The following is a 26074-nucleotide window of genomic DNA, read 5'->3' on the forward strand; positions in this document are numbered from 1 at the left end:
CAACGAGGTACGCGAATGTCCTCCGACAACGATCTCGGCCTGCCGCAGCTCAGCGAAGCGGACCTCGCCTTCGACGCGGCGACGGTCGGCGCGATGCGCGATGCGCCGATGGCCGCCAAGTCGGCCGCCGACCTCGAACAGGTCTTCGACGTGCCGGTGATGGTCTCGGCGGTGCTCGGCTCGTCGCGGATGCCGATCGGCGACCTCCTGCGCCTCGGTCCCGGCACGGTGCTGGAGCTCGACCGCAAGGTCGGCGAGGCGATCGACATCTTCGTCAACAACCGCCTCGTCGCCCGCGGCGAGGTGGTGCTGGTGGAGGAGCGCCTCGGCGTGACGATGACCGAGATCGTCAAGGCCGACGGCTGAACCCCACCCTCGCCACCCCGCCGACCCGCCCAACGGAGTGCCCGCCATGCGGCTCTTGATCATCGGACGCCTCAGCGGCGAACTCGTCACCGCCTCCCGGATCGCCATGAGCCGCGGCGCGGCCGTGACCCAGGCCGACGGCATCGAGCAGGGGCTCAACGCGCTCAGGGCCAAGGGCGCCGACCTCGTCATGGTCGACGTGGCCCTGCCGATCCGGTCCCTGGTGACGGCGTTGTCCGACGAGCGCATCCGCACGCCGGTCGTCGCCTGCGGCACCGGGACCGACGCCAAGGCGGCGGTGGCGGCGATCCAGGCGGGGGCCAAGGAATACATCCCGCTGCCGCCCGATCCCGAGCTGATCGCGGCGGTGCTGGAGGCGGTGACGGCGGATGCCCGCTCCTTCGTCTGGCGCGATCCGGCGATGGAGCGGGTGGTCAAGCTCGCCGAGCAGGTGGCGCGCTCCGACGCCTCGGTGCTGATCACCGGCGAGAGCGGCACCGGCAAGGAGGTGCTGGCGCGCTACCTCCACACCCGCTCCAACCGGGTGCAAAAGCCCTTCGTCAGCGTGAACTGCGCGGCGATTCCCGACGCGCTGCTCGAATCCGAGCTGTTCGGCCACGAGAAGGGCGCCTTCACCGGGGCGGTGGCCCGGCGCATCGGCCGGTTCGAGGAGGCCAATGGCGGCACGCTGCTCCTCGACGAAATTTCCGAGATGGACGTCCGGCTCCAGGCCAAGCTCCTGCGGGCGCTCCAGGAGCGGGTGATCGACCGGGTCGGCGGCACCCAGCCGGTGAAGGTCGACATCCGGGTGCTCGCCACCTCGAACCGCAACCTCGCCGAGGAGGCGCGCAAAGGGACGTTCCGCGAGGACCTGCTCTACCGCCTCAACGTGGTGAACCTGCGCCTGCCGCCCCTGCGCGACCGCCCCTCGGACATCCTCGAGCTCGCCGGCCACTTCGCGCGCAAATACGCCGAGGCCAACGGCGTGCCGCCCCGGCCGCTCTCGGCCGAGGCGCGCCGCCTCGTCATGCAGAGCCCCTGGCCCGGCAACGTCCGCGAGCTGGAGAACACCCTCCACCGGGCGGTGCTGCTGGCGAGCGGCCCGGAGATCGACGCCGACGCGATCCGCTCGCCGGAGGGGGACGCGCTGGCCGTCGCCGCCAGCCCCGTCGCCCGCGCGGTCCAGGCCGCCGAGGCGGCGACGCGGGGCTTCGTCGGCCGCTCGCTGGCGGAAGTCGAGCGCGACCTGATCCTCGACACCCTCGACCATTGCCTCGGCAACCGCACCCACGCCGCCAAGATCCTCGGCATCTCGATCCGCACCCTGCGCAACAAGCTCAACGAATACACCGATTCCGGCATCCCGGTGGCCGAGCCCGGCCACACCCGGGCGCTGGCGGCCTACGGCTGACGGGTTGCAAAGATGATTTTCCATGATGCCGCGACGAGATGGAATTTTGCCGGCCCGGCGACGGCGAGCGGCGTGTCGCGCCATCCACGCCGGATGCTTCATCCGCGGTCGAACTGCGCTTGATCCTGCTCCGGGAGCGCCGTCACCTTCCCGTCGTCTCATTGCCGGTTCGGGCTTTCCTCCGGGCATCAGCCGACTCGAACAGGAAAAAACGCTCGTCTTAATCGTGTTTTAGCGGACGAGCCCCAATCTTGCCGGCACGGTGAGCCGTGGGCGGAATGGCGGGCGTGATGCGGACGTGGGTCAAGGGCGGGCGCCTGGCGCGGCTGTCGATCAAGGCACGAATCTTCGCGGGCTTCGGCGTGGTGCTGGCAACCACCGTCGGCGTCGCGGTGTCGGGCTACCTGCTGGTGACGCAGGTGAGTTCGGACTTCGCCGACTACCAGCAGAACCGCGCCAAGGCCGAGCATGTCCGCTCCATCGACATGGCGATGCTGCAGGCGCGCTTCGAACTGAGCCGCTGGCTCCAGCGCTTCGATCCGGCGGTGCTCAAGGCCGCGCGCGACCTTCTCGACAAATCCGTCGGCCTGATCGAACGCGGACCCGCGGTCGGATTGTCGGGCGACGAGCTCGCGACCAGCGCCGTGATCGCCAGGGCCCTGCGGACCTACGGCGACGAATACGTCATCATGGCCCGGATCAAGGGGGAGGAAACGGCCCTCCTGCGCCAGGACATCGACCAGGCCGGCGAGCAGATCGCCGCGGGCCTGGCGCAGCGGCGCAGCCGCGCCTACGAGGCCGGCGATCTCGATCAGGCCCGGATGCTGAACGCCGCCGCGGACGCATTCCAGTCCGCCCGCGACCAGACGGTGCAGCTGAAGGTGACGGGGGAGGCCAAGACCATCGCGGCCGCGAGCCAGTTCGCGGCGGCGAGCCAGGCCAAGCTGCCGGCCAATTCCGATCTCGCGGCGAAGCTGACCGCCTGGCGCGGGGCGCTCGACCGGGCCTCCGAGCTGTCGGCCGAGTGGAGCCGGCACCTGAAGCTCTCCCGCGTCGCCCGGGACGAGTCGATGAAGGCCTCCGAATCCCTGCTGGCGGTGATGGCCCGCGACGGGGTGGAGGCGGAGCAGGACTTCGCCCGCAGCGTCAAGGAGGGGACGACCGCGTTCCTCGCCAAGGCGGCCGGCATCGTGCTCCTCGGAATCGTGATCTCGCTGCTGCTCGCCCGCTCGATCACCGCGCCGCTCCAGCGCCTGTCGGGCGCCATGGCGGCGTTGGGCGGCGGCGCCCGGGCGATCGCCCTGCCGGATACCGGCCGGACCGACGAGATCGGCGCGATGGCCCGCACCGTGGCGCTCTTTCGCGACGGACTGGTCGATTCCGAGTCCCGCGACGCGATCCAGCGCCGGGAAACCGACGCCAAGATGGCGCGGGCGCGCCATCTTGAGACCCTGACCCGGGGCTTCGAGGGCAAGGTCTCGGCGCTGATTGCGTCCCTGACCGCGGCGGCGGGCCAGATGGAGGGGCCGCGCACAACCTCTCGACCTCGGCCGCCGAATCTTCCAGCTTGTCGGCGGGCGTCGCGGAGGCGGCAAGCCAGACCTCCGCCAATGTCGGCGGCGTCGCGAACGCCACGGACGAACTCTCCGCCAGCATCGAGGAGATCACCCGGCAGGTCGCCCATTCCTCGGTCATCGCCGGCCGGGCCGACGCGGAGGCCGCGCGCACCGAGGCGACGATCCGGGCGCTCGCCGCCGGCGCGCAGCAGATCGGCGACGTGGTCCAGCTCATCACCAGCATCGCCGGGCGGACCAACCTGCTGGCCTTGAACGCCACGATCGAGGCGGCGCGCGCCGGCGAAGCCGGCCGCGGCTTCGCGGTGGTGGCGGCGGAAGTCAAGGATCTCGCCACCCGGACGGCGAGGGCGACCGACGAGATCGCCGGCCAGATCGGCAGCATCCAGGCCCAGACCGTCCAGGCGGTGCAGGCGATCGAGGCGATCGGCGGCACGATCCGCGACATGAACGCCATCGCCACCGGCGTCGCCGGCGCGATGGAGCGCCAGAGCGCCGCCACCGGCGAGATCGCCCGCAACGTCCAGCACGCCGCCCACAGCACGCAGGTCGTCTCGGGCCACATCGATGCGGTACAGCAGGGCGCCGACCGCACCGGCGGCACCGCCGACCAGGTGCTGCGCGCCGCCCAGGACCTGGCGCGTCAGGCCGCCATCCTGGATCGGGAGATCGGTGAATTCGTCATGGAGATCAAGGCGGCGTAGAAGGTGTCGCTGCCGGTCTTTCGATGCCGGCGCGTAGAACGATCTCGTCCTATCCACGACCTCATCCTGAGGTGCGACTGCAAGGAGCCTCGAAGGAGGGCTCCAGATGCCGCACCGATGTCTGGAGGCCTCCTTCGAGGTTAGTCGATCTTCGATCGACTAACACCTCAGGATGAGGTTGATGGTGGGGGATGTTTTCTGATCGCGTTGAGCGGTCCATCGGACCGAAAGCAGATTTTCGATCAACCCTACGCCTGCAGTCTCGGAATCGCCTCCGCGAACCGGGCGATCGGCAGGAAGAGGCTGAAGCGGCGTTCCTTGTCCTCGACATGGATGATCGCCTCCTTCCACTCGGGCTCGCGGCAGGCGCGGCGCTTCAAAAGCCCGGCGATATGGGCCGAGCAGGTGATGATCTCGTGCGGCTCCTCGAGTTCGACGCCGCGCGTGTCCCGGATGAGACGGCTGCCGACCTGGAAGTGAAAGTAGTAGCAGGACATGCCGCTCTCTCCTGGGGTGGCTGTCCTGCCTCATTACGTCCCCTCGTCTCCGGCCGCCTTAACCCGAGTCAAGGGTTCCCGGGTTTCTCGAAGCCTGTCGTCTCCTGCCGCGCTTCAGGTGATCGTGGAGTATCGGTCCCTAGAGATAGCCGCTGCCGGCCTCCGCCGCGAAGCGGTCGGGCGGGCCCTCCCAGACGATGCGGGCATGCTCCAGCACGTAGACCCGGTCGGCATGGGGCAGCGCGAAGGTGACGTTCTGCTCGCCGAGCAGCACCGTGATCGGCGTGGTCTGGCGCAGGCGCTCCAGGGCCTTGGAGAGCTGTTCGAGGATCACCGGGGCGAGGCCGAGCGTCGGCTCGTCGAGGATCAGGAGGCGCGGCTTCATCATCAGGGCGCGGGCGATGGTGAGCATCTGCTGCTCTCCCCCTGAGAGCGTGCGGGCCATCTGGCCGCCGCGGCTTTTCAGGATCGGAAACAGCTCGAACAGCCAGTCGAGCTGGCGCGCGCTCTCGGCCTTCGGCAGGTGCTGGCCGCCGAGATCGAGGTTTTCGCGCACGCTCATCTCGCCGAACAATTCTCGGGATTCCGGCACCTGGACGATGCCGTTCCGCGCGATGCTCGCGGGCGTGCGCCTCGCCAGCGGCTCGCCCGCGAAGCCGATCTGCCCGGCATGCGGGACGAGGCCGGAGATGGCGTTGAACAACGTCGTCTTGCCGGCGCCGTTGAGGCCCACCACCGAGACGAACTCGCCCTCGTGGACGTGGAGGCTCACCCCGCGCAGGGCCTGCGCCTTGCCGTAGAGCACGTCGAGCCCCTCGACCTGGAGCAGGGGCCGACCGGAGAAGCGGGCCTCGGGCCGCGCCGCCGTCTCGATGCTGCCGCCGAGATAGACCCGGCGCACGGTCTCGTTGCGCATCACCTCGGCGGCCGTGCCCTCGGCGACGCGCTCGCCGAGATACATCGCGAAGACACGGTCGACGAGGGCCGACACACTCTTCACGTTGTGGTCGACGAGGAGCACCGCCTTGCCCTCGTCGCGAAAGCCGCGGATCAGGGCGGAGAAATCCGCCACCTCGCCGGAGGTGAGGCCGGCAAAGGGCTCGTCGACCAGCACCACCTGGGGATCGCGGGCGATCGCCTTGGCGAGCTCCATCCGGCGGAGATCCGCAAAGGGCAGGGTGCCGGGGCGGCGGTCCATGACGCTCCCCAGACCCACCCGCTCGGCGATGGCCCGGGCGCGCGTCTCGACGCCCGGATCGGCGAAGAGCCGGATCAGACTGTCGGGCAGGAGCGCGAGCTTGATGTTCTCCAGCACGGTCTGCCGGTGCAGCGGCCGCGAATGCTGGAAAACGAGGCCGATGCCGGCCCGCGCCACCTTGTGCGACGGCCAGCCGGCGATCTCGGTGCCGGCGAGCTTGATGCTGCCGGCATTCGGGCGCTCCAGCCCCATGATGAGCTTCATCACCGTGGACTTGCCCGAGCCGTTCGGCCCGATCAGCCCGACGATCTCGCCGGCCCGCACGGTAAAGCCGATCGATTTCGCCGCGACGAGGCCGCCATAGCGCTTGGTCAGGCCCTCGACCGCGAGGAGCGGCGGGGCGGTATCGGGCTCGGCGGAGGGCAGGGGGGAGGAGGCGAGGCCGGCCGCACTCATGAACGCAACCCTTGTCGGAGACCAGAGGAGGGGCGGGGCATCAGGCGCGCTGGCCTTGCCGGGTGAGGAGGCCGAGGAGGCCCGAGGGCACGAACAGGATCACCGCCAGCGCCGCGGCCGAGACCACGAAGGTCGAGAGCGAGCCGAGCGGCCGCAGGATCTCGCCGGCGGCGATCAGGAACACCGCGCCGAGCACGCCGCCGACGATGGTGCGCCGCCCGCCGAGCACCGCCCCGATGATGACCTGGACGCCGACCGAGACGTCGACCAGCGTGCCGACCGAGGCGGTGCCCATGTAGAAGACGAACAGCGCACCGGCGAGACCGGAGAACACCGCGCTGACGCAGAATGCCGCGAGCTTGTGCTTGGCGACGTTGAAGCCCAAGGCGCCCGCCTCGACCGGGTCCTGCCCGCTCGCCTGGAGGATCAGCCCGACCGGCGAGACCGCGATGGCGTAGAGGATCAGCCCGCTCACCCCCATGAAGCCGAGCGCGATCCAGTAATTGGTGGCCGCGTCGATGCTGATGACGTCCGGCACCGTCAGGCCGATCTCGCCGCCGGTGGTGTCGGCGAAGACCACGATCAGGTTTTGCAGGATCAGCACCGCCACGACGGTGGTGAGGCCGAAATACGGCCCCCGCACCCTTAGCGCCGGCAGCGCCAGGACGAGGCCGCCGATCACCGCCGCGACCGTGCCGGCCAGAAGGCACAAGGGGATGCCGACGCCGTGGCCGTTGAGGATGCCGGCGGTGTAGGCGCCCAGACCGATCAGGAAGGTCGGCCCGAAATTGACCTCGCCGGCAAAGCCGAAGAGCAGGTCCCAGGCCATCGAGAACACGCCGAAATAGTATGCGACGGTCAGGAGCCCGAGGATGTAGCCCGAGACCCAGAGCGGCAGCACGCTGGCGAGCGCGAGGCCGATCAGGCAGAGCCAGAACAGGGGATTGCGAACGGTCTTGGCGAGCATGGGGCCTGTATCCGATAAGAGAGAGCCGGGCGTCAGCGGCGCCCGAGCAGGCCCTGCGGGCGGACATACATCACGGCGACGAGCAGCAGCAGCGCGGGGATGGTCCGGTAGGCCGGGGAGACGAGGTAGGCGGTGAGCGTCTCGAGATAGCCGACGACGTAGGCCGCGATCAGCGAGCCCGAGACGCTGCCCAAGCCGCCCAGCACCACGATCGAGAAGGCGCTGGCGGTGAGCGGGCCGACGCTGTAGCTCGACACGCCGAGGAACTGGCCGAGCAGCACGCCCGCGATGCCGGCGAGCACGCCGTAGATGAGCCAGATCGCGACGTAGATCTTCGACAGTTCGAACCCGAGGAGGGTGACGCCGCGGGGATTCATCGAGGCGGCCAGCAGCACCTTGCCGGTGCGGGTGCGGTTCACCAGCAGCCACAACAGCCCGATCGTCGCCCAGCACACCACCGCCGTGAAGACCTGGTTCCACGGCGTGCGCACGCCCGCGATGGTCACCACGCCCTCGACGATCGGCATCACCGTCTTGGCGTTGCTGGTGAACAGGTAGGCGATGAACTCCTGGATCATGATGCCCCAGAGCAGCGTGCCGGTGAGGATGAAGATCTCCTTCTCCTCCGGCGGGATCGCCCGGGACTTGTCGATGGGACGCACGACGACGCCGTAGGTGGCCAGCGTGAGAGCTGTGCAGACGACGATGCCGGTCGCCGCACCGGCATAGGAGCCGAGGCCGAACTCGCTCGACGCCGCCCAGGCCACCACCGCGGCGGTGACCATCAGCGCCCCGTGCGAGAGGTTGAGCACGCCCGAGACGCCGAAGATGAGGGTGAAGCCGGTGGCGCCGAGCGCGTAGAGCGCCGAGATGGCGAAGCCGTCGATGAGGATCTGGATCGCGGTCATGGGGCTCGCGGGGAAGAGGAGGGGGCGAGGCGCGCGCAAGATCTCCCCTCTCCCGTTTGGGAGAGGGGTTGGGGGTGAGGGTGACACGCTTCAGTGTGAAACGCTGAGCGTCGTGCTGGCCGCTCTAGGCTGAGTGCCGAACTCAGAACCGTATCACCCTCACCCCTACCCCTCTCCCAAACGGGAGAGGGGATCCCGCGTCGGCTGGATCAGGGTCGATCAATGGGGGCGTTTAGTTCGCCGCCGTCCCGGCCTTGACGAAGCTCGGGAACGTGATCTTCCCGTTGGCCACGGTCGGAGGCCAGATCGCCAGCTGCTTGCCGTCCTGCCACTGCATCATCATGCCCGACACGAGGCCGGGGCCGTACTTGATCGAGTGGGTGAACTCGTCGTCCTTGCCGTAGAACTGGATGCGCCCGAGGGTGCCTTCCCAGTCGGTCTTCTCGAGCGCGTCGACGAGCTTGTCGGGATCGGTCGAGCCGGCCCGCTTCACCGCATCGGCGATGTAGTAGACCTCGTCATAGGCCGTGTAGCCGGCATATCCCGGATAGCTGCCGTACTTGGCCTTGAAGGCTTCGGCAAACGGCGCGGTCTTCGGCGTGACGGTGGTGCCGGGGGCGGCGAACATCTCGAACAGCACGCCCTCGGTGGCGCCGTTCGTCTCTTTCCAGAAGGTCGAGTTCGTCGCCTGCGAGGCGATGCCGATCATCGGGATCGGCACCTGCTGGCTGCGCCACTGCACCGTCGGCTGCACGCCGACATGCGAGATGCCGGTGACGATCACGTCGGGCTTGGCGCCCTCGATGCGGCTGAAGATCGGATTGAAGTCGGTGGTGCTCGGCGAGAACCGGATATGGTCGAGCACCTTCAGCCCGACCTTCGGCAGGCACTCCTTGTAGCCCTCGTCCAGGGGCTTCGTCCACGCAGCATCCTCGCTCATGATCACGGCGGTTTTCATCTGCCGGCCCTCGACCAGGATCGCCTTGGCGGCGTCGCAGACCGCCTGCGACTGCGCCTTCGAGGTCAGGTAGCCGTGGAAGGAGTACTTGTTGCGGGCGTAGTCCTTGTGGACGTTGAGCGGGATCTCGTTCGAGGCGGCGCCGGGGGTGATGAAGGGCAGCTTCAGCCGGGCCGACCAGGGCTGGAGTGCCAGCACCACCTCGCTGATGTAGCTGGCGATGACCGCGTGGGCCTTGTCCTCGCTCGCCGCGCGCTGGAAGGCGCGGACCGAGTCGGCGGCCGAGCTCTTGTTGTCGTAAGCGATGATCTCGATCTTGCGCCCGTCCATCCCGCCCTTGGCGTTGATCTCGTCGGCGGCGAGCTGCGCGGCCTGGGGAATCGACGCCCCGGCGATGGCCTGCGCCTCCGCGATCACCGCGATGCGGATCGGGTCCGCGGCCTGAACCGTCGAGAGCGAGGCATTGGCGGCCAACAGAATCGTTGAGCCAAGCAACGCGCGGACGAGCCGCCGCCTGGCGACGGATGCGCATTCCAGCATGACGTTCCCTCTTCCGGCCGCTGTTTGATTGATGGCGTCGCGGCTCGGAGGGAGAGTGTAGCGGGAGCTTGTTAGATCACAAGCGGTTGATCGGAGACCTGGGAAGGCGGGCGGCGAGCCATCGCGTGGGTGCATGGCTGCCGCCGCCCGTCTCACCCCGCATTGGCCGGCACCCGCCACGGCGCCTCCGCTCTCACGCGGGCCTCGTAGGCCGCGATGGCCTCGGCGTGCTCGAGCGTCAGCGCCACGTCGTCGAGCCCCTCGACGAGGCAGCGCTTCTTGAACGGGTCGATCTCGAAGGGAATCGCTCGGCCGTCCGGGTCGGTTACGGTCTGGGCCGGCAGGTCGACCGTGACGGTGGCGCCGGGTTCCGCCTTGAGCCGCCCGCGCAGGGCCGCCACCGCCTCCTCGGGCAGGGTCACGGTGAGCAGCCCGTTCTTGGCGGCGTTCGACGCGAAGATGTCGCCGAAGCTCGGGGCGATCACGCAGCGGAGGCCGCCATCGACGAGCGCGTAGACCGCGCCCTCCCGCGACGAGCCGCAGCCGAAGTTGCGGTCGGTCACCAGGATGCCGGCGCCGGCGTAGGGGGGGCGTCGAGGGCGGCGGCCTCGCCGCGGCGGCGCTCGTCGTGAAACAGGAAGTTGCCGTAGCCGGCGCTGCGCGGCTTCTTCAGGAAGCGGGCGGGCAGGATCTGGTCGGTGTCGATGTTGGCGACATCGAGGGGCACCGCGACGGCCTGGAGGGTCGTGAAGGGCTGCATGTCAGCTTCTCCCGAGGCGGCGGATGTCGGTGAGGCGGCCGGTGACGGCGGCCGCCGCCGCCATGGCCGGGCTCATCAGGTGGGTGCGGGCATTCGGGCCCTGGCGGCCCGGGAAGTTGCGGTTGGTGGTCGAGGCGCAGCGCTCGCCCGCCGGCACGAGGTCGCCGTTGATGCCGACGCACATCGAGCAGCCCGGCTCGCCCCATTCGAGGCCGGCCGCGCGAAACACCTGGTCGAGCCCTTCCGCTTCGGCCTGGCGCCGCACCGGGCCGGAGCCCGGCACGACGAGGCCGGGCACCCGCGCCGTCTGGCCGCGCAGCACGCCGGCCGCGGCGCGCAGGTCCTCGATGCGGGAATTGGTGCAGGAGCCGATGAACACCCGGTCGATCGCGACCGATTCGAGCGGCGTGCCGGGGGTGAGGCCCATATAGTCGAGCATCGTCCGCATCTGCCCGGCCTTGGTCGGATCGGCTTCCGCGCCCGGATCCGGCACCGCGGCGGTGACGGGAAGCGCGGTCTCGGGGCTGGTACCCCAGGTGACGGTCGGGGCGATGGTGCTCGCATCCAGCGTCACCTCGCGGTCGAACCGGGCACCGTCGTCGCTCGGCAGGTCTCGCCAGGCCGCGACCGCCCGGTCGAACAGGGCGCCCTTCGGCGCGTAGGTCCGGCCTTCGAGAAAGGCGAAGGTGGTGTCGTCGGGGGCGATCATCCCGGCTCGGGCGCCGGCCTCGATCGACATGTTGCAGATGGTGAGCCGCCCCTCCATCGACAGGCCACGGATCGCGCTGCCGGCATATTCGAGCACGTGCCCGACGGCGCCGCCGGCTCCGATCACCGCGATGATCGCCAGGATCACGTCCTTGGCGGTGACGTGGGGCCGAGCACGCCGTCGATGCCGACCCGCAGGGTCTTGGGCCGGCGCTGCCAGAGCGCTTGCGTCGCCAGAACGTGCGCCACCTCCGTCGCGCCGATGCCGAAGCCGAGCGCCCCGAAGGCGCCGTGGGTCGAGGTGTGGGAATCGCCGCAGACGACCGTGAGGCCCGGCAGCGTCAGGCCCTGCTCCGGCGCGAGAACGTGGACGATCCCTTGCGCCCGGTCGTCGAGGCCGAAATGCCGGATGTTGTGCTTGCCCGCATTGGCGGCGAGCGTCGAGACCATGTTGGCGATCTCGGGGTCCGGGATCGGCCCCTGGCGGTCGCGGGACGGGACGTAGTGGTCGGCGACCGCGAAGGTCAGCTCCGGCCGCCGGATCGGCCGGCCGGCATGGTCGAGCATGCCGAAGGCGTGGAACGAACCCTCATGGAGCAGGTGCCGGTCGATGGCGAGGAGCGCCTGCCCGTCGGGGCGGGTCGCCATGACGTGGGCGTCCCAGACCTTGTCGAGGAGGGTGCGGGGTTGCGGGGTCATCGGGCGTCCTCCGCCGTGTTGTTGTTGTCGAGAATGACGAAGCCCTCGCCGCTTTCCCGGATGACCACAGCGAAGTGGACGAAGTTCCGAAGAAGGGAGGGGGTGTGACAGGGCATGATCAAGAGCCTGTTCGACGCGTTCGACCGTGCTTTGATCCTCCATCGTCATCCTGGGGCTCGCCGCAGGCGAGAACCCGGGATCCATAACCGCCGACGGGGCAGGATGAAGCGGGACACCGACAGTCTCGTCCGGCACCGTCGGCGGCTATGGATCCCGGGTTCCGCTTCGCGGCCCCAGGATGACGCGGTGGGTAGAACAGTCGTTGCGATTCATCGCACAGGTCCGGGAGATGGTGAGGCGCTGTGATCTAACAAACCCCCATCGCCCCCGCCGCTTGGCCCGCGATGCGCCCGAGCGCCACGGCGGCCAAGAGCCCGTTGCCCGAGAGATACCCCCCGGGCCCCGTCCCCGAAACGCCACAGGCGGCGCCCCCCGCCGCGAACAGGTTCGGGATCGGCGCGCCGTCTTGCGTCAGCACCCGCGCGTCGTGATCGACCACGAGGCCGCCTTGCGTATGGAACAGCGCCCCGGTCACCCGGACCGCCCGGTAGGGAGCGGTCAGCGCCGGCACGCCCGCGAAGGAGCGCCCGAACCCGTCCCGTCCCCCCTCGCGCTTCAGCGCCTCGACCTCGGCGAGCGTGGCCTCCAGCGCCGCCTCCGGCAGGTGCAGCCGCGCCGCGAGCTCGGCGATCGTGTCCGCCGCGACGATCGCCCCGGCGGCCTCGGCCCGGCGGAAATCCTCGAACTGGCGGGCGATCGCCGCGATGCGTTCGTCGAACACCGTGACGGCGAGGCCGTCGGGCTGGCGCAGCACTTCCGCCGCCTGCTCGGAATAGCCCTTGCTCTCGTTCGAGAACCGGCGCCCCTCCAGGTTCACCTGGAACCCGCCCTCGGTGACCGTGGCCCAGGTGATCAGGATGCCATGCGGATGCGCCACCGAGCCGTGGCCCTGGTGGCCCGAGAGGTGGCGGGTCGCCGCCCCCAGGGCCTCGCCCCAGAGCAGTGCGTCGCCCTGGTTGCCCTCGTGGCCGAAATAGAGGGCGCCGGCGAGGTCCGGCACGTGCTGCGCCACCAGGGCCTTGTTGCCGCCATAGCCGTTGCAGGCGAGCACCAGGGCTCCACAGGCGACGCGCTCGCGCGAGCCGTCGGGGCGCATGAGGCTGAAGCCCCGGATCGCGTCGCCCTCCCGGTACAGCGTCTCGACGACGGCCTCGCACAGGATCGGGATACCCGTTTCCTCGACGGCGCGTGCGAGCCGATCGACCAGTTCCTCCCCCGACCGGCTCGGCAGGCCGTGCATGCGGTTCGCCGAATGGCCCGGATAGCGGAAGTCGGTGATGACCGAGAAGGGCAGGCCGTGGCTGTCCGCGAGCCATTCGAGCGCCGGGCCGACGCTGCCGGCGAGGCGCGCGACGAGGGCCGGATCGGGCTCGTCCTTGGCCTTCGCCATGATGTCGGCGGCAAACAAGGTCGGGCTGTCCTCCAGGCCGGCCTCGCGCTGCCAGCGGGTGCCGGGGGCCGGGATCAGCCCGGCCGAGAGGGCGGTGGAGCCGCGGGGCACGGGATCGCGCTCGATCACCAGCACCTCGGCCCCGGCCTCGTGCGCGGCCAGCGCCGCCACCAGCCCGGCGGCACCGGCCCCGATCACCGCGACCGGGACCTCGATGTCGAAGGCGACTCCCTTGGCGGATTCGACCCTCATGCGGGCAGCTCCGCCGAAATCTCTGCCAGGATCTCCGCGACCGCGGCAACGCGGCAGACGGGTTTCAGCGCGTCGATCGCGGTCCGGTGCACGGCGGGCGAGAAGGCCGCGCAGGCATCCGACAGCACGGTCACCGAGAAATCGCGGACATGGGCGTCGCGCACCGTCGAGGCGACGCCGCCATTGGTGACGATGCCCGAGACCAGCAGCCGCTCGATCCCCGCCTTGCGCAGGACCCATTCGAGCCGGGTCATGTAGAAGGCCGAGTAGGCGACCTTCTCGACCGTGAGGTCCGCCGGCTGGAGTTCGTCCACCAGCGCGTGGCCCCAGTCGCCGGGCAAGAAGTCGCCCCGCTTCAGGAACGGCCGCAATTCGCGCAGGTGGGGCGAGATCATCGGCTCGCCGCCCTTGCCCGGCACCAGGGTGAAGTGGGTCGAGACGATGAACCCGCCGCGCGCCCGGATCAGCTCGGCGAGCGGCCGAACGGTGGCCGGCACCGCGGCGATCTCGGGCGCGGACTGCCCGGCCCGGCCATAGGCGCCGTCCGGGTGCAGGAAGTCGTTCTGGAGATCGCAGATCAGCAGCGCCGTGCGCTCCATCGGGATCGGGGCATGGCTCATGCGAACTTGGCTCATGCGGGGGCTCCCGTGCGGGTGACGACCACGTTGCCGAGCCGGTCGACCCGGGCCGTCAGGTCGGGATCGACCACGGTGGTGGCGTCGGGCTGCTCCAGGATCGCCGGGCCGGGGATCTCGGCGCCGACCGGCAGCGCGAGCCGGGCGTAGACCGCCGCCTCGTGCCAGGCGCCGGCAAACCAGACCGGCCGGCTGCCGGTGCGGGCGGTCTCCAGGGAGGCGTCCGCCCCCGGCGCGAGGGCGGCGAGGTCGAAATGCGGCCGCCGGCCGATCGCGGCGGTGCGCAGGTTGACGATCCGGGTGCCCAACCCCGGCAGCAGGCGGCTGAACGAGGTGCGGTAGGCCGCCTCGAACGCCTGCTGGATGATCGCCGGGGTGATGCCGGTGGTGCCGTCCTTCACCGTCACCGGCAGCGCCACCGCGACGGTATGGGTCTGGCCGACATAGTGCATGTCGAGCTCGAACACCGTGTCGATCCGCGAGACGGTGAGGCCGGCGGCCTCGACGACCTCGCGGGCAGCGTCGGCTTCCGCCACCATCCGCCGGTCGAGGGCGGCGGCGTCGAGGTTCGACAGCGACAGGTTGAGGGTCTGGACATGGTCGTGGCGGATATCGGCGATGACGCAGCCGAGCGCCGAGGTGACGCCCGGATAGCGCGGCACGAGCGCGCCGCGCAGGCCCACATCCTTGATCAGCGCGCCGACATGGAGCGCACCGCCGCCGCCGAACGGCACCGCTGCGAACTTCTGCGGATCGTGGCCGCGCTCGATCGAGACGAGGCGGATCGCGCCGGCCATCTTGCCGTCGGCGACGCGCACGATGGCTTCGGCCGCCGCCATCACGTCGAGGCCGAGCGGGGCTGCGACATGCTCGTGGATCGCGGCCTTGGCCGCCTCGACGTCGAGGCGCTTCAGCGCCCCGCCGATCGGCCGCTCGGCGTTGATGCGGCCGAGCACCACGTTGGCGTCGGTGAGCGTCGGGCGGGTGTTGCCCTGGCCGTAGCAGACCGGGCCGGGCCGCGAGCCGGCGCTCTCCGGCCCGACCTGGAGCAGGCCGCCGGCATCGACATGGGCGATCGAGCCGCCGCCGGCGCCGATCGTGCTGATCTCGATCATCGGCGTGCGGATGACGAGGCCGAAATCGATCGTCGTCTGGGCGGCCAAGGCCGTCTCGCCCTCGACCACCAGCGACACGTCGAAGGAGGTGCCGCCGAGATCGCCCGTGATCACGTTCGGGAAACCGGCCTCCTTGGCGATGGCGGCGGCCGCGATGACGCCGGCCGCCGGACCCGACAGGGCGGTGCGGACGGGAAGCCGCCGGGCGGTGGCGGTCGACATCACGCCGCCGTTGGACTGGACGATGTGGAAGCGGCCCTCGAACCCCTCGGATTCCAGCGCCCGGTCGAGCTTGCCGAGATAGCTGCCGACCACCGGCTGGAGATAGGCGTTGAGCACGGTCGTCGAGGTGCGCTCGAACTCGCGGATCTCCGGCAGGATGCCGGACGAGCGCTCGACATTGGCGTTCGGCCACACGGCGGCGGCCGCTTCCATGGCCGCCCGCTCGTTCTCCGGGTTGGCGTAGGCGTTGACGAAGCAGATCGCCAGGGCCTCGGCGCCGTTGGCGAGAAGGGCGCGGGCGGCCTCCGCCACCTGGTCCGGGTTCACCGCCTCACGGATCGTGCCGTCGGCGAGCGTCCGCTCGTCGACTTCCAGCCTGAGATCGCGGTCGACCACGGGGACGAAGTCGCCCCACAGGCCCCAGGTATGGCGCCGGTCGCGGCGGCGCATCTCCAGCACGTCGCGAAAGCCGCGGGTGGTGATGAGGCCGATTCGGGCGCCCTTGCGCTCCAGCAGCGCGTTGGTGCCCACCGTCGTCCCGTGGACGATCGAGGCGAGGCCGGCGACCGGGCCGAACCCTTTCAGGCCGGCGAGGAAGCCCACCGCCTCGTCGCCGCGGTTCGACGGGACCTTGCCGGTCTGGAAGCGGCCGGCGGCCTCGTCGTAATAGAACAGGTCGGTGAAGGTGCCGCCGACATCGACGCCGACGATGGCGCGGGGGGTCATTGGTCGTCTCCGGTCGTCAGGGCGTAGTCGCGGGCGGCCGCCTCTCTGGTCACGTAGCCGAGGCGCAGGTCGCGCTTCAGGGCGTCGCGGTTCCGCTCGGCCGGGTGGCCGAAGCCGCCGCCGCCGGGGGTCTCGAGCCGCACCCGCTCGCCGGCCCTGATGCGGACATCCGTGACCTTCGAGACCATCGGCGGGCTCGCCCAGCCGTCTGGCGTCTGCCAGCCGAAGCGGTTGAGCGCCGCGGAATGCCCGCCCTTGACGCCGAACGGCGCCACCTTGCCGCGCTCGCCGAGGAGGAACACGTCGGCATCGGTCAGGGTCTCGATCTCGTAGACCGCGCCCAAGCCGCCGCGATGGGCGCCGGCCCCGGCGCTGTCCGGCCGCAGACCCCATCGGGTGAATACCACCGGATAGGCCGCCTCCAGGATCTCGACCGGGGGGATCGTCGCGGTCGAGATCGGGTTGTTGGCGTGGCTGAGACCGTCGCTCTCGGGATTGCCGCCGAGGCCCCCGCCGAAGAACGAGAACATCACCCAGCGCGAGCCGTCGGCCCGGTGGCCGGCGAGCGAGAGCGCGTTGATGGTGCCGAAGGGCGCGGCGGTCGCGCGCTCCGGATCGGCCTCGGCGAGCGCACCCAGCACCACGCCGATCAGCCGCAGGATCGTCTCGGTGTAGCCCGCCATCGGCTTCGGTGCGCCGGCACCCAGCAGGGTCGTCTCCGGCACCGTGAAGGTGATCGGCCGCAGGCAGCCGGCATTGGCCGGGACCTCGGTGAAGACGTGCTTGAGGGCGACGTAGCAGGCCGCCACCGTGGTGGCGTGCGAGATGTTGATCGGCCCCTGCGCCGGGGCCGAGGAGCGCGAGAAGTCGAGCGTCATCGCGTCGCCCGCGATGGTCAGGTCGAGGGCGATGGTCAGGGGCTCGTCGGTGATGCCGTCGTTGTCGAGCACGTCCGAGAAGCCGTAGCGGCCGTCCGGCAGCGCCCGGATCGCGGCGCGCATCAGGGCCTCGGCCCGGTCGGAGAAGGCCGCGAAGGCGGCATCGACCGTGGCGTCGCCGTACTCGTCGAGGAGCGCGGTGAAGCGGCGCTCGCCGAGATCGAGGGCGTTGAGCTGGCCGTTGAGGTCGCCCCAGTTCGAGGTCGGGACGCGGGTATTGGCGGCCAGGATGTCGACGATGTCCTGGTTCAGGCGCCCGGCCGAGAACAGCTTCACCGGCGGGAAGCGCACGCCCTCCTGGAAGCTCTCGGTCGCCTTCGGGTTGTAGCCGCCCGGCACGTTGCCGCCGATGTCGAGCCAGTGGCCGACCGAGGCGAGCCAGCAGAACAATGTGCCGTCCCGGAAGACCGGGCGGACGAGGCGGAAGTCGTTGAGGTGGGTGCCGCCGCTATAGGGATCGTTGAACAGGAAGGTGTCGCCGGGCTGCAAGCCCCCCTCGCGCTCGACCTTGGCGATGACCGCCTTCACCGCGAAGGCCATGGCGCCGACGAAGATCGGCAGGCCCTTGGTGCCCTGGACCAGGGTGTCGCCGGTGGTGGCGTGGTAGAGGCCGTGGCAGGCGTCGCGGGCCTCGGCGATGATCGGGTTGAAGGCCGAGCGGTAGAGCGTCGCGTCCATCTCGTCGGCGATCTGCTCGAGGCGGCCCTTCAGCACCGCCAGGGTGACGGGATCGATCGAGGTCATTGTCCCGCTCCCTCGTAAGCGCGGCCGCGGGCCAGCATCTCGGGCGTGCCGATCAAGGCGTTCAGCTCGCCGAAATCGAACATCCGGTCGGCGAACGGCGTGTTGGTGCCGGCCTTGGCGAGCGAGCCGTAATAGGCCTGGGCGGTGCGGGCGAGCGCCCGGACGATGCCGCCGGGGAAGATCACCAGGCGAAAGCCCAAAGCCCCGAGATCGGCGGCCGAGGCCAGCGGCGTGTCGCCGCCCTCGACCATGTTGGCCAGAAGCGGCCGGCTGTGCCCGAGCGCCTTCGTGACCTCCGCCAACTGGTTGGCCGAGCGCGGCGCCTCGACGAACAGAACGTCGGCTCCGGCCTCGGCATAGGCCCGGGCCCGCTCGATGGCGCGCTCGAAGCCCTCGACCGCCACCGCATCGGTGCGGGCGACGATCAGGGTCTCGGCGCTCACGCGGGCGTCGAGCGCCGCCTTGATCTTGCCGACCATGTCGCCCTGGCCGATCAGCGTCTTGTCCTGGAGGTGGCCGCAGCGCTTGGGGTAGCTCTGGTCCTCGAGCTGGATCGCGCTGGCGCCGGCGCGCTCGAACAGCCGCACGGTGCGCTCGACGTTGAGCGCGTTGCCGTAGCCGTTGTCGGCATCGACCACGAGGGGCGTCGCCACCCGGTCGCGCACCAGGGTGATGGTCTCGGCGACCTCGGTCATCGAGACGAGGCCGATATCGGGCCGGCCCAGCCGCGTATAGGCGATGGCCGCGCCCGAGAGGTACAGGGCCTCGAAGCCCGCATCCGTGGCGAGCGAGGCCGTGAGGGCGTCGTAGACGCCCGGAGCGACGAGGACGCGGTCCTCGGCGAGGCGGGACTTCAGGGACATGAGGTTAAGTCTTCCCGGTACTGTCTTGTTGCCAGCAGGCTCTCTCTTGTTGTCGAGGCGCCCGATCGATGAATGATCTCCGCGTCATCCCGGGGCCGCGTAGCGGAGCCCGGGATCCAGAACCGCGGATCTTGCAGAATGAAGCGGAGACGATCCGCTCTCCTCGCGACTACCTGTGGTTCTGGATTCCGGGCTCCGCTGCGCGGCCCCGGAATGACGTGGTGGGTGTGATGTCGGTGGTTACTGTCGGGAAGTGAGGCGGGAGGCTCACGCCACCAACGCCAGCAGCTTCCCGACCCCCTCCGCCGTCTCGATCCCGGCGACCGCGCGGATGACGTCCTCGCATCGCTCCGCCCCCCAGACCGGCCCGGCGAGCGCCCGGAACTTCTCCCGGACATCGTCGGCCGAATACGGATCCTCGGTGTCGCCGCGGTTGGTGAGCGCCTTGGCCGAGAGCTTGCGGCCGTCGGCCAGCGTCAGCGTGACCTTGGCCGGACGCAAGGACGGCAGCTGCGCCGTCATGGTCGGGTCCTCCTGCACCATCACCCGGCGGGCCAGCGACAGGATGCGGCGGTCGGCGCGCGCCTCGTCCCGGAAGGCGTCGGTATCGGCCTCGCCCCGCACGATGGCTGCCGCGAGGGCGAAGGGCAGGGAGAACTTCGCCGCCAGCATCGTCTCGGGCGCCGGATGGTCGAGCTGCGCCGCCCAGACATAGGTCGCGACCTCGACCGAGCGCACGGAATCCGGGTCGATCGGGCCGGCCTCGGCGCGGATCTGCGCCAGGGCGTCGAGGGCGCCGTGGGTGTAGCGGCAGGCGGCGTGACGCTTGAAGTAGTTGCGGGCGATCTCCCAGCGGGTCCCCAGATCCTCCACCATCGCGGCGGCGGAGAAGTCGTCGGCGAGGATGCCGCCATAGACCGTCCCGATGCCGTCGCGCTCGGGGAGAAAGCCGCTCTCGGCGAGGTCCCAGGCGGTGAGCCCGAGCTGGTTGGAGAGGCCGGCATAGGTGTTGCGCACCGTCGCCCCCTCCAGCATCGTGCGCCGGCTGGTGCTCAACCCCAGCGACGAGGCGAGGCCGATCGCCCGGCCGATCATCGCGGCATCGGCACGATGGAGCTTGGCGACGGCGAGCGCCGCCCCGACCGTGCCCCAGGTGCCGTGCGGGTGCATCGTCACGCGTAGTTTCGAGGCGATGCCGATCCGCGCGCCGATCTCGTAGCCGAGGACCAGCGCGGCGATCAGGTCGGCACCGGAGGATTGCGTCTCCTGCGCGGCGGCGAGGGCCGCGGGCACGACGTGGATGCCGGGATGGCCGCGGGCGTACTGGTTGCCCTCGTCGAGTTCCAGCGTCGTACCGGCGGCACCGTTGACCAGGGCCGCGTCGCGCGGATCGAGGGACAGGCCGCTGCCGATCGCCGGAGCGGGACCTGGGCGGCGGGCGGCGAGGCGCTTGGCGAGCGCCCGGCATTCCGGCTCGCGCATCCCGGCGGCGATGACGCCGAGCGAGTCGAGGAGGACCAGGCGGGCGCGGTCGAGCGCCGGCTCCGGAATATCGGCGGGGACGAGACCGGCCGCGAAACTCGTCCATTGCCCGAGCCAGGCGGGGGCGGGCTCGGCGAGCAGCGTGGTCGCCGGGGCGATGCCGGGGGTGACGATGCCCATCCTACAGCCCCAGATAGGTGCGGCGCAGGGCCGGGTCGGCGGCGAGCGTCGCGGCGTCGCCCGAGAGCGCGACGGTGCCGTTCTCCAGGATGTAGGCGCGGGTCGCGAGATCGAGCGACTGCACCACGTTCTGCTCCACCAGCATGATCGGCAGTCCTTCCTGGTTGAGGGTACGGACGAGCGTGAACATCTCCTCGACGAGGAGCGGCGAGAGCCCGAGGGAGGGCTCGTCGAGGATGAGGAGCCGCGGCTCGGCCATCAGGCCGCGGCCGATGGCGAGCATCTGCTGCTCTCCCCCTGAGAGGGTGCCGGCGGCCTGGGCCGCCCGCTCGCGCAGGCGCGGGAAGGTGGCGAAGACCCGCTCGATGTTCTCCCCCCGCCGCGCCCGGCCGCGGCGATAGCTGCCGAGCACCAGGTTCTCGCGCACGCTGAGGTTCGGGAAGATCTTGCGGCCTTCCGGGACGTGGATCAGCCCGGCCTCGACGATGGCAGAGGCCGAGGCCCGGGTGATGGCCCGGCCGTCGAAGCGGATGTTTCCGGCCCGCGCCGAGACCACCCCGGACAGGACCTTGTTCAGCGTCGTCTTGCCGACGCCGTTGGCGCCGAGCACCGCGACGATCTCGCCGGGCTTCACCGTGAGGTCGAGGCCGCGCAGGACCTCGGTGGCGCCGTAGCCGGCGCGAAGGCCTTCGATCTTAAGCATCGACCGCCTCGCCCTTGACGGAATCTTCGGCCTTCATCCGGGCGGCCGCGCCCTTGCCGAGATAGGCCTCGATCACCTGCGGGTCGGCGCAGACCTGCCGCGGCGGGCCGGACGCGATCATCCGGCCCTGCGCGAGGACGAAAACCTCCTCGCACAGGGTCATCACCGCCTGCATGATGTGCTCGATCATCAGGATGGTGACGCCGTCGTCGCGGATGGCGCGCACGACGGGGAGGATGTCGCGGATTTCCGACGGGTTCAGGCCCGCCAGCACCTCGTCGAGGAGGAGGAGCCGCGGCTCGGTGGCCAGCGCCCGGGCCACCTCCAGGCGCTTGCGCCCGGCGACGGTGAGGTCGGCGGCCGGCTTGTCGAGCTGGTCGCCGAGACCCACCCGCGTCCCGACCTCGCGGGCCTTCGCTACCGCATCCGCCCGGCGCGGATGGCGCAGGTAGGCGCCGACCGCGATGTTCTCGGCGACCGTCAACCCGGCGAAGGGCTGGACGATCTGGAAGGTGCGGGCGATGCCGCGGCGGGCCCGCAGGTGCGGCGCCACCATCGTCACGTCCTCGCCCTCGAACGTCACCCGGCCTTCGCTGGGGGTGAGGAAGCCGGAGATCATCCCGAACAGGGTGGTCTTGCCGGCGCCGTTCGGCCCGATGAGCCCGGTGATCGAGCCCGCCGGCACGGTGAGCGACGCGCGGTCGACCGCGACGAGGCCCTGGAAGCGCTTGGTGAGGGAATCGACGGCGAGCATGGATCAGGCTCCCACCGGGACGGCGCGCGCCTTGCGCTTGCGGCGGCGCAGGCCGAGCAGCCCCTGCGGCGCGAAGGCGATGACGGCGATGAGGCAGGCGCCGAACACCACGAGATCGACCCCCGGAACGCCGCCGGCCAGATGCTTGGTGAGTTCGCCGAGGCCTTGCAGCGCAAGCGCACCCACGAGCGGCCCGAAGGCGGTGCCGATGCCGCCGACGATCGGCGCCAGCAGCGCCTCGACGGAGATCCAGGTGCCGTAGGCCACCCCGGCATCGAGGTAGAGGAAGTACTGCACGTAGAGGCCGCCGGCCGCCGCGGTGATCGCCGCCGAGAGCGCGATGGCGCGCAGCTTCACCGAGAGGGCATCGACCCCGAGCGCGCGGGCCGCCTCCTCGTTCTCGCGCACCGCAATCAGGTGGGCGCCGAAGCGCGAGCGCTCGAGCCAGCGCGAGGCGAGCAGCGCCACGCCGACGAAGGCGACGACCAGGAGGACGAAGAGCCGCCGGTCGGCGAATTGCAGGGTGGCGAGGCCCGGCCGCAGGGGCAGGAGCAGCCCGGCGGCGCCCCCGGTGAAGTCGGCGGCGTTGGCCAGGATGCGGAACACTTCCGCGAAGGCAAGCGTCACGAGGGCGAAGTAGGAGCCGCGCAGGCCCGCCCGGAAACTCAGGAACCCGATGGCGAGGCCGACCAGCGCCCCGAGGCCGATTCCCGCCCCGAGCGCCGACCAGGCGTTCCAGCCGAGCTTCATCTGGAGGATCGCGGTGGCGTAGGCCCCGGTGCCGAAGAAGGCGGCGTGACCGAAGGAATACTGGCCGCCGAAGCCGCCGAGCACGTTCCAGCCCAATCCCGCGAGCGCGATGATGAGCGTGGTGACGAGGAAGTTGAGGAGGCTGCCCGACAGCCCGAGGAAGGGCAGGGCGGCGAGCACGCCGAGGACGAGGAGGACGGGCGCGAGGTCGCGGGCGCTCATGCGCGGGCTCCGAACAGGCCGGTCGGACGCACCAGCAGCACCAGGATGAAGATCAGGAAGATGCCGATCTGACCCAGGCTGTCGCCGAGCAGCAGGCCGGAAAAGCTCTCGACCACCCCGATGATCAGGCCGCCGACGAGGGCGCCGGCGATCGATCCCATGCCGCCGAGCACCACGATGGTGAAGGCGACGAGCACGAAGGCGGCGCCGGAGCGCGGGTTGACGTAGTAGGTCGGCATCAACAGGCAGGCGGCGACGGCGAGGCACGCGCAGCCGATCCCGAAGGTGACGGCGTAGACGTGGTCGACCTCGATGCCGACGAGGCGGGCGCCGAGCTTCTCCCGCGCCACCGCCCGGATCGCCCGGCCGGTGTCAGAACGGTTGAGGAGGAGCCAGAGCAGGCCGGTCACCGCGATGGCGGCGACGAAGCCGATCACCCGCGGCGTCGAGAGCAGGAGCGGGCCGAGCTCGATCACCTGGAGGGCGGCATCGGAATCGAGGGCGCGGGTATCGGAGCGGAACAGGGCGAGCAGCCCGTTCTCCAGCACGATCGACAGGCCGAGCGTCACGAGGAGCACGTTGTTGTCGTTGCCGTGGCTCGCCGGGCCGATGACGAAGCGCTGCAGGCCGTAGCCGAGGCCGAACATCAGCGGCACGATCCCGACCATCGCGAGGTAGGGATCGACGTGGACCAGCGCGAAGGCGCCCCAGACCGCGAACATCGCGACGGTGAGCAGCGCCCCGTGCGCGAAGTTGATGATGTGCAGGACCCCGTAGACCAGGGTCAGCCCGAGGGCGATGAGGGCGTAGACTGCCCCCGTCATCAGGCCGTTGAGGGCTGCCTCGATCAGGATCTGGGGCGCGTACATCGTCACGCCTTGAACGGGAAGTTCGCCTTCGCCTCGGCGAAGGCGGGCGGTGCGATCACCTTGACGTCGCCGCCCTGGACCTGGGTGTTGAGCGGCAGCGCCGAGGTGTTCTGGCCGCCCGCGAACTTCGACTGGCCGTAGGGCATCACGCCGCTGGCGAAGCTCTGGGTGGAAAGCGCCTCGATGATCTTGAGCCGGTCGGGCGCGCCGGCCTTCTCGATCGCCTCGGCCATCAGCCGCACGGCGGAGTAGTTCATCGGCACGTTGTAGGCGAAGGCTCGTCCCGCGGCCTCGGTGCGCTTGCGCAGTTCGGCGGTCAGCGGGTTCTTCGGATCGGGCCAGTGGTTGCAATCCATCACGCCCTCGGCCGCCTGCGGGAATTCCTTGACGAAGCGTAAGGACGAGGCGCCGCCGCCGAGGATCGCGTAGATGCCCTTTGGCCGGACCCGCTGCTGGAGCATCGTGCGGGCGAGCAGCACGAACTCGCCGTAATAGTTCGACGGGATGACGAGGTCGGGCTGGAGCGAGCGGATGCGCAGGACGACGTTGGCCATGTCGCGGGCCGGGGTCGGGTGCGACACGGTCTCCAGGATCTCGAAGCCGAGCTTCGGCAATTCGGCCTGGAGGAGCTTGGCGAGGCCGGAGCCGAACAACCCGTCCTCGTGGACGATCACGACGGTGCGGGCCGGCTTGCCGGCGGCGTCGTTGAGGGCGACGAGGCGTTCCAGCGCGCTCTTCGTCACCATGCCGAAGCTCGGCGAGAACCGGAACGTGTTCTTGAGGCCGCGCTGGGTCAGCTGGTCGGCGACGCCGACATCGATCAGGTAGGGCAGGTCGTAGCGCGAGGCGGCCTGGCTCGCGGTGGCGCAGAGCCCGCTGGCGAAGCCCCCGACGATCGCCGCCACGCCCTCGCCGTTCAGGCGCTCGGTCTCCTGCGCCGCCACTTCCGGGCTCGACCGGCTGTCTGCGAAGACGATCTCGAGCTTGGCGCCGCCCAGCGCCTTGAGGCCCCCGGCGGCGTTGATGTCCTGCACGGCGAGCTCCGCGCCGAGCTTGCCGAGGTCGCCATCGTTGGCGAGCGCGCCGGTCACCGGCTGGATGATGCCGAGCTTCACGGCCGCGCCCTGCGCCCGCAGGATCGCCGGCATCGCCATCACGGAGGTCGCGGCGAGGCCGGTACGCAGGACGGCGCGGCGGGACGGAACGAGGATCGAGGTCACGGGGCGGGCCTCCTGGGGTAAGAACGACGGGTCTCGGGCTTGGCCGGGCGGGTCGCCGCGGGCGTCCAGCGCCGCTCGCCGGCATCACCCGTGCGCTGCAGGTCCATCTGGAAGGCGTAGCGGTCCGGCCGGTAGAGCGCGTGCAGGTGCTCGACGCCGCGGCCGTCGGGATCGAACACCACGCGGGTCAGGTCGATCAGGGCCGAACCGACTTCGAGGTCGAGGGCGGCTGCCACTTCGGGGCCGGCGAGCGTCGCACCGATCGCCTGCGTCGCCCGGTCGGCGGTGACGCCGGAGCGCTCCATCAGCTCGAGGAGCGGCGTCGCCGCGAGATCGGCTTCCGAATAGGACAGGCCGACCCGCTCGGGGACATGGGTGGTGAGGTAGGAGAAGGGCTGGCCGTCGATCAGGCGCACGCGCACCGAGCGCTGCACCCGCTCGCCGGGCTCCAGCAGCAGCGCCTCGGCGATGGCGGCGGGTGCTGCGACATACTCGAAGGACAGGAGCCGCACGCCGGTGGCCCGCCCCATGGCGATCAGGCCCGAGAGCAGGTTCGGCAGGTCGCCGACCACCGGCCGGGGCCGGCCGGCCCCTGCACGAAGGTGCCCGAGCCGGGCCTGCGCCGCACCAGCCCCTCGCCGGCGAGCAGGTCGAGGGCGCGCCGCACGGTGACCCGCGCCAGGCCGTGCTCGGTGGCGAGCGCCGGCTCGCCCGGCAACCGCGCGCCGGGCGGCAGCCTCCCGCTGGTGATCTGATCGCGCAGCAGCAGGTAGAGCCGGCGCGCCTTGTGCGGTTCGATGGCGGAGGTCACGGGGCCGTCCTTGGCTCGCGGCTTGCTTCGAAGCTGCCCGGAGCCGCCCGCGGTCGTCCGCCGGCGCTCACCTGTCCGATTATGCAGACAGGTTGCTGTCCGTCAATTGGGACAGGTTGGTTGCGCTAACAGGAATTTTTCGGGCGGGCGGGGGGCATCCGGCGTCGGCGGAGCGGCCTTCCATTCCCTCGACGTCATTCCGGGGCCGCGCAGCGGAGCCCGGAATCCATGAATTCCGGTTTTGGAGAACGAAGCGGGACGCTCCTCGCTTGATCCTGTCCCATCCGCGGTTCCGGATCCCGGGCTCCGCTGCGCGGCTCCGAAATGACCCT

24 protein-coding genes and 1 pseudogene are annotated in these 26074 nt (G+C 70.6%); 4 read left to right on the forward strand and 21 right to left on the reverse strand.

The genetic code is table 11. The features are described from left to right. The first annotated feature begins 15 nt into the window (after window positions 1-15). The 4 genes from fliN (at window position 16) to F1D61_RS05035 (ending at window position 4055) form a co-directional block, all read left to right on the forward strand. The gene (gene fliN, locus F1D61_RS05020) at window positions 16-366 is read left to right on the forward strand and encodes a flagellar motor switch protein FliN (protein ID WP_203156767.1); all 351 of its coding nucleotides are present in this window, start codon (window positions 16-18) and stop codon (window positions 364-366) included. Window positions 367-412: 46 nt separating this feature from the next. After that, window positions 413-1777 carry a sigma-54-dependent transcriptional regulator FlbD gene (gene flbD, locus F1D61_RS05025; protein WP_203156768.1) on the forward strand — a complete coding sequence of 455 codons (1365 nt, stop codon included), beginning with the start codon at window positions 413-415 and terminating at the stop codon, window positions 1775-1777. A gap of 290 nt (window positions 1778-2067) precedes the next feature. After that, window positions 2068-3606 carry a HAMP domain-containing protein gene (locus F1D61_RS05030; RefSeq protein ID WP_203156769.1) on the forward strand — a complete coding sequence of 513 codons (1539 nt, stop codon included), beginning with the start codon at window positions 2068-2070 and terminating at the stop codon, window positions 3604-3606. Next, window positions 3516-4055, forward strand: coding sequence for a methyl-accepting chemotaxis protein (locus tag F1D61_RS05035; RefSeq protein WP_281437047.1), 540 nt, complete (start codon window positions 3516-3518; stop codon window positions 4053-4055). The genes F1D61_RS05030 and F1D61_RS05035 overlap by 91 nt, the downstream gene beginning before the upstream one ends. Window positions 4056-4303: 248 nt before the next feature. Here F1D61_RS05035 and F1D61_RS05040 read toward each other — a convergent pair whose 3' ends face one another. The 21 genes and pseudogenes from F1D61_RS05040 to F1D61_RS33875 all read right to left on the reverse strand — a co-directional run bounded on the left by F1D61_RS05040 (window position 4304) and on the right by F1D61_RS33875 (window position 25742). Continuing rightward, the gene (locus F1D61_RS05040; protein WP_203156770.1) at window positions 4304-4552 is read right to left on the reverse strand and encodes a DUF6894 family protein; all 249 of its coding nucleotides are present in this window, start codon (window positions 4550-4552) and stop codon (window positions 4304-4306) included. Window positions 4553-4691: 139 nt separating this feature from the next. Continuing rightward, window positions 4692-6206, reverse strand: coding sequence for an ATP-binding cassette domain-containing protein (locus F1D61_RS05045; protein ID WP_203156771.1), 1515 nt, complete (start codon window positions 6204-6206; stop codon window positions 4692-4694). 40 nt (window positions 6207-6246) lie between these two features. Continuing rightward, window positions 6247-7173, reverse strand: coding sequence for a branched-chain amino acid ABC transporter permease (locus F1D61_RS05050; protein WP_203156772.1), 927 nt, complete (start codon window positions 7171-7173; stop codon window positions 6247-6249). A gap of 32 nt (window positions 7174-7205) precedes the next feature. After that, window positions 7206-8081 carry a branched-chain amino acid ABC transporter permease gene (locus F1D61_RS05055; protein ID WP_203156773.1) on the reverse strand — a complete coding sequence of 292 codons (876 nt, stop codon included), beginning with the start codon at window positions 8079-8081 and terminating at the stop codon, window positions 7206-7208. Window positions 8082-8313: 232 nt separating this feature from the next. Next, on the reverse strand, window positions 8314-9579 hold the full coding sequence (locus tag F1D61_RS05060; RefSeq protein WP_203156774.1) for an ABC transporter substrate-binding protein: 1266 nt from the start codon (window positions 9577-9579) through the stop codon (window positions 8314-8316). 152 nt (window positions 9580-9731) lie between these two features. Next, the gene (gene leuD / locus F1D61_RS05065; RefSeq protein ID WP_246775717.1) at window positions 9732-10142 is read right to left on the reverse strand and encodes a 3-isopropylmalate dehydratase small subunit; all 411 of its coding nucleotides are present in this window, start codon (window positions 10140-10142) and stop codon (window positions 9732-9734) included. Next, the gene (locus tag F1D61_RS33870; RefSeq protein ID WP_246775718.1) at window positions 10139-10339 is read right to left on the reverse strand and encodes a hypothetical protein; all 201 of its coding nucleotides are present in this window, start codon (window positions 10337-10339) and stop codon (window positions 10139-10141) included. The genes leuD and F1D61_RS33870 overlap by 4 nt, the downstream gene beginning before the upstream one ends. Before the next feature lies 1 nt (window position 10340). After that, window positions 10341-11746 (reverse strand): annotated as a pseudogene (leuC, locus tag F1D61_RS05070) (3-isopropylmalate dehydratase large subunit). 367 nt (window positions 11747-12113) lie between these two features. Beyond that, entirely contained in the window at window positions 12114-13508 is a 1395-nt protein-coding gene (locus F1D61_RS05075) for an FAD-dependent oxidoreductase (RefSeq protein WP_203156775.1), read from the reverse strand. Next, window positions 13505-14128: a cysteine hydrolase family protein gene (locus F1D61_RS05080; protein ID WP_203158929.1), complete on the reverse strand. Its 624-nt coding sequence runs from the start codon at window positions 14126-14128 to the stop codon at window positions 13505-13507. The genes F1D61_RS05075 and F1D61_RS05080 overlap by 4 nt, the downstream gene beginning before the upstream one ends. Window positions 14129-14139: 11 nt before the next feature. Beyond that, window positions 14140-16206, reverse strand: a complete 2067-nt coding sequence (locus tag F1D61_RS05085) for a hydantoinase/oxoprolinase family protein (RefSeq protein WP_203156776.1) — start codon at window positions 16204-16206, stop codon at window positions 14140-14142. Next, window positions 16203-17888: a hydantoinase B/oxoprolinase family protein gene (locus F1D61_RS05090; protein WP_203156777.1), complete on the reverse strand. Its 1686-nt coding sequence runs from the start codon at window positions 17886-17888 to the stop codon at window positions 16203-16205. Before F1D61_RS05090 ends, F1D61_RS05085 begins: the two co-directional genes overlap by 4 nt. Further along, window positions 17885-18751, reverse strand: a complete 867-nt coding sequence (locus tag F1D61_RS05095) for an isocitrate lyase/PEP mutase family protein (RefSeq protein ID WP_203156778.1) — start codon at window positions 18749-18751, stop codon at window positions 17885-17887. The genes F1D61_RS05090 and F1D61_RS05095 overlap by 4 nt, the downstream gene beginning before the upstream one ends. A gap of 267 nt (window positions 18752-19018) precedes the next feature. After that, window positions 19019-20413: an MmgE/PrpD family protein gene (locus F1D61_RS05100; RefSeq protein WP_203156779.1), complete on the reverse strand. Its 1395-nt coding sequence runs from the start codon at window positions 20411-20413 to the stop codon at window positions 19019-19021. 1 nt (window position 20414) lies between these two features. Beyond that, entirely contained in the window at window positions 20415-21116 is a 702-nt protein-coding gene (locus F1D61_RS05105) for an ABC transporter ATP-binding protein (RefSeq protein WP_203156780.1), read from the reverse strand. Then, on the reverse strand, window positions 21109-21870 hold the full coding sequence (locus tag F1D61_RS05110) for an ABC transporter ATP-binding protein (RefSeq protein ID WP_203156781.1): 762 nt from the start codon (window positions 21868-21870) through the stop codon (window positions 21109-21111). Before F1D61_RS05110 ends, F1D61_RS05105 begins: the two co-directional genes overlap by 8 nt. Window positions 21871-21873: 3 nt before the next feature. Then, entirely contained in the window at window positions 21874-22842 is a 969-nt protein-coding gene (locus F1D61_RS05115) for a branched-chain amino acid ABC transporter permease (protein WP_203156782.1), read from the reverse strand. Continuing rightward, on the reverse strand, window positions 22839-23711 hold the full coding sequence (locus F1D61_RS05120; protein WP_203156783.1) for a branched-chain amino acid ABC transporter permease: 873 nt from the start codon (window positions 23709-23711) through the stop codon (window positions 22839-22841). Before F1D61_RS05120 ends, F1D61_RS05115 begins: the two co-directional genes overlap by 4 nt. A 2-nt stretch (window positions 23712-23713) precedes the next feature. After that, the gene (locus F1D61_RS05125; RefSeq protein WP_432443208.1) at window positions 23714-24931 is read right to left on the reverse strand and encodes an ABC transporter substrate-binding protein; all 1218 of its coding nucleotides are present in this window, start codon (window positions 24929-24931) and stop codon (window positions 23714-23716) included. After that, complete coding sequence (locus F1D61_RS05130; RefSeq protein WP_246775719.1) at window positions 24928-25503, reverse strand: GntR family transcriptional regulator; 576 nt, start codon at window positions 25501-25503, stop codon at window positions 24928-24930. Before F1D61_RS05130 ends, F1D61_RS05125 begins: the two co-directional genes overlap by 4 nt. Continuing rightward, on the reverse strand, window positions 25467-25742 hold the full coding sequence (locus tag F1D61_RS33875; protein WP_246775720.1) for a GntR family transcriptional regulator: 276 nt from the start codon (window positions 25740-25742) through the stop codon (window positions 25467-25469). The genes F1D61_RS05130 and F1D61_RS33875 overlap by 37 nt, the downstream gene beginning before the upstream one ends. Between the last annotated feature and the right edge of the window lie 332 nt (window positions 25743-26074).

Origin of the sequence: Methylobacterium aquaticum (genome assembly GCF_016804325.1) — a bacterium.
In the GTDB taxonomy this organism is placed as follows: domain Bacteria; phylum Pseudomonadota; class Alphaproteobacteria; order Rhizobiales; family Beijerinckiaceae; genus Methylobacterium; species Methylobacterium aquaticum_C.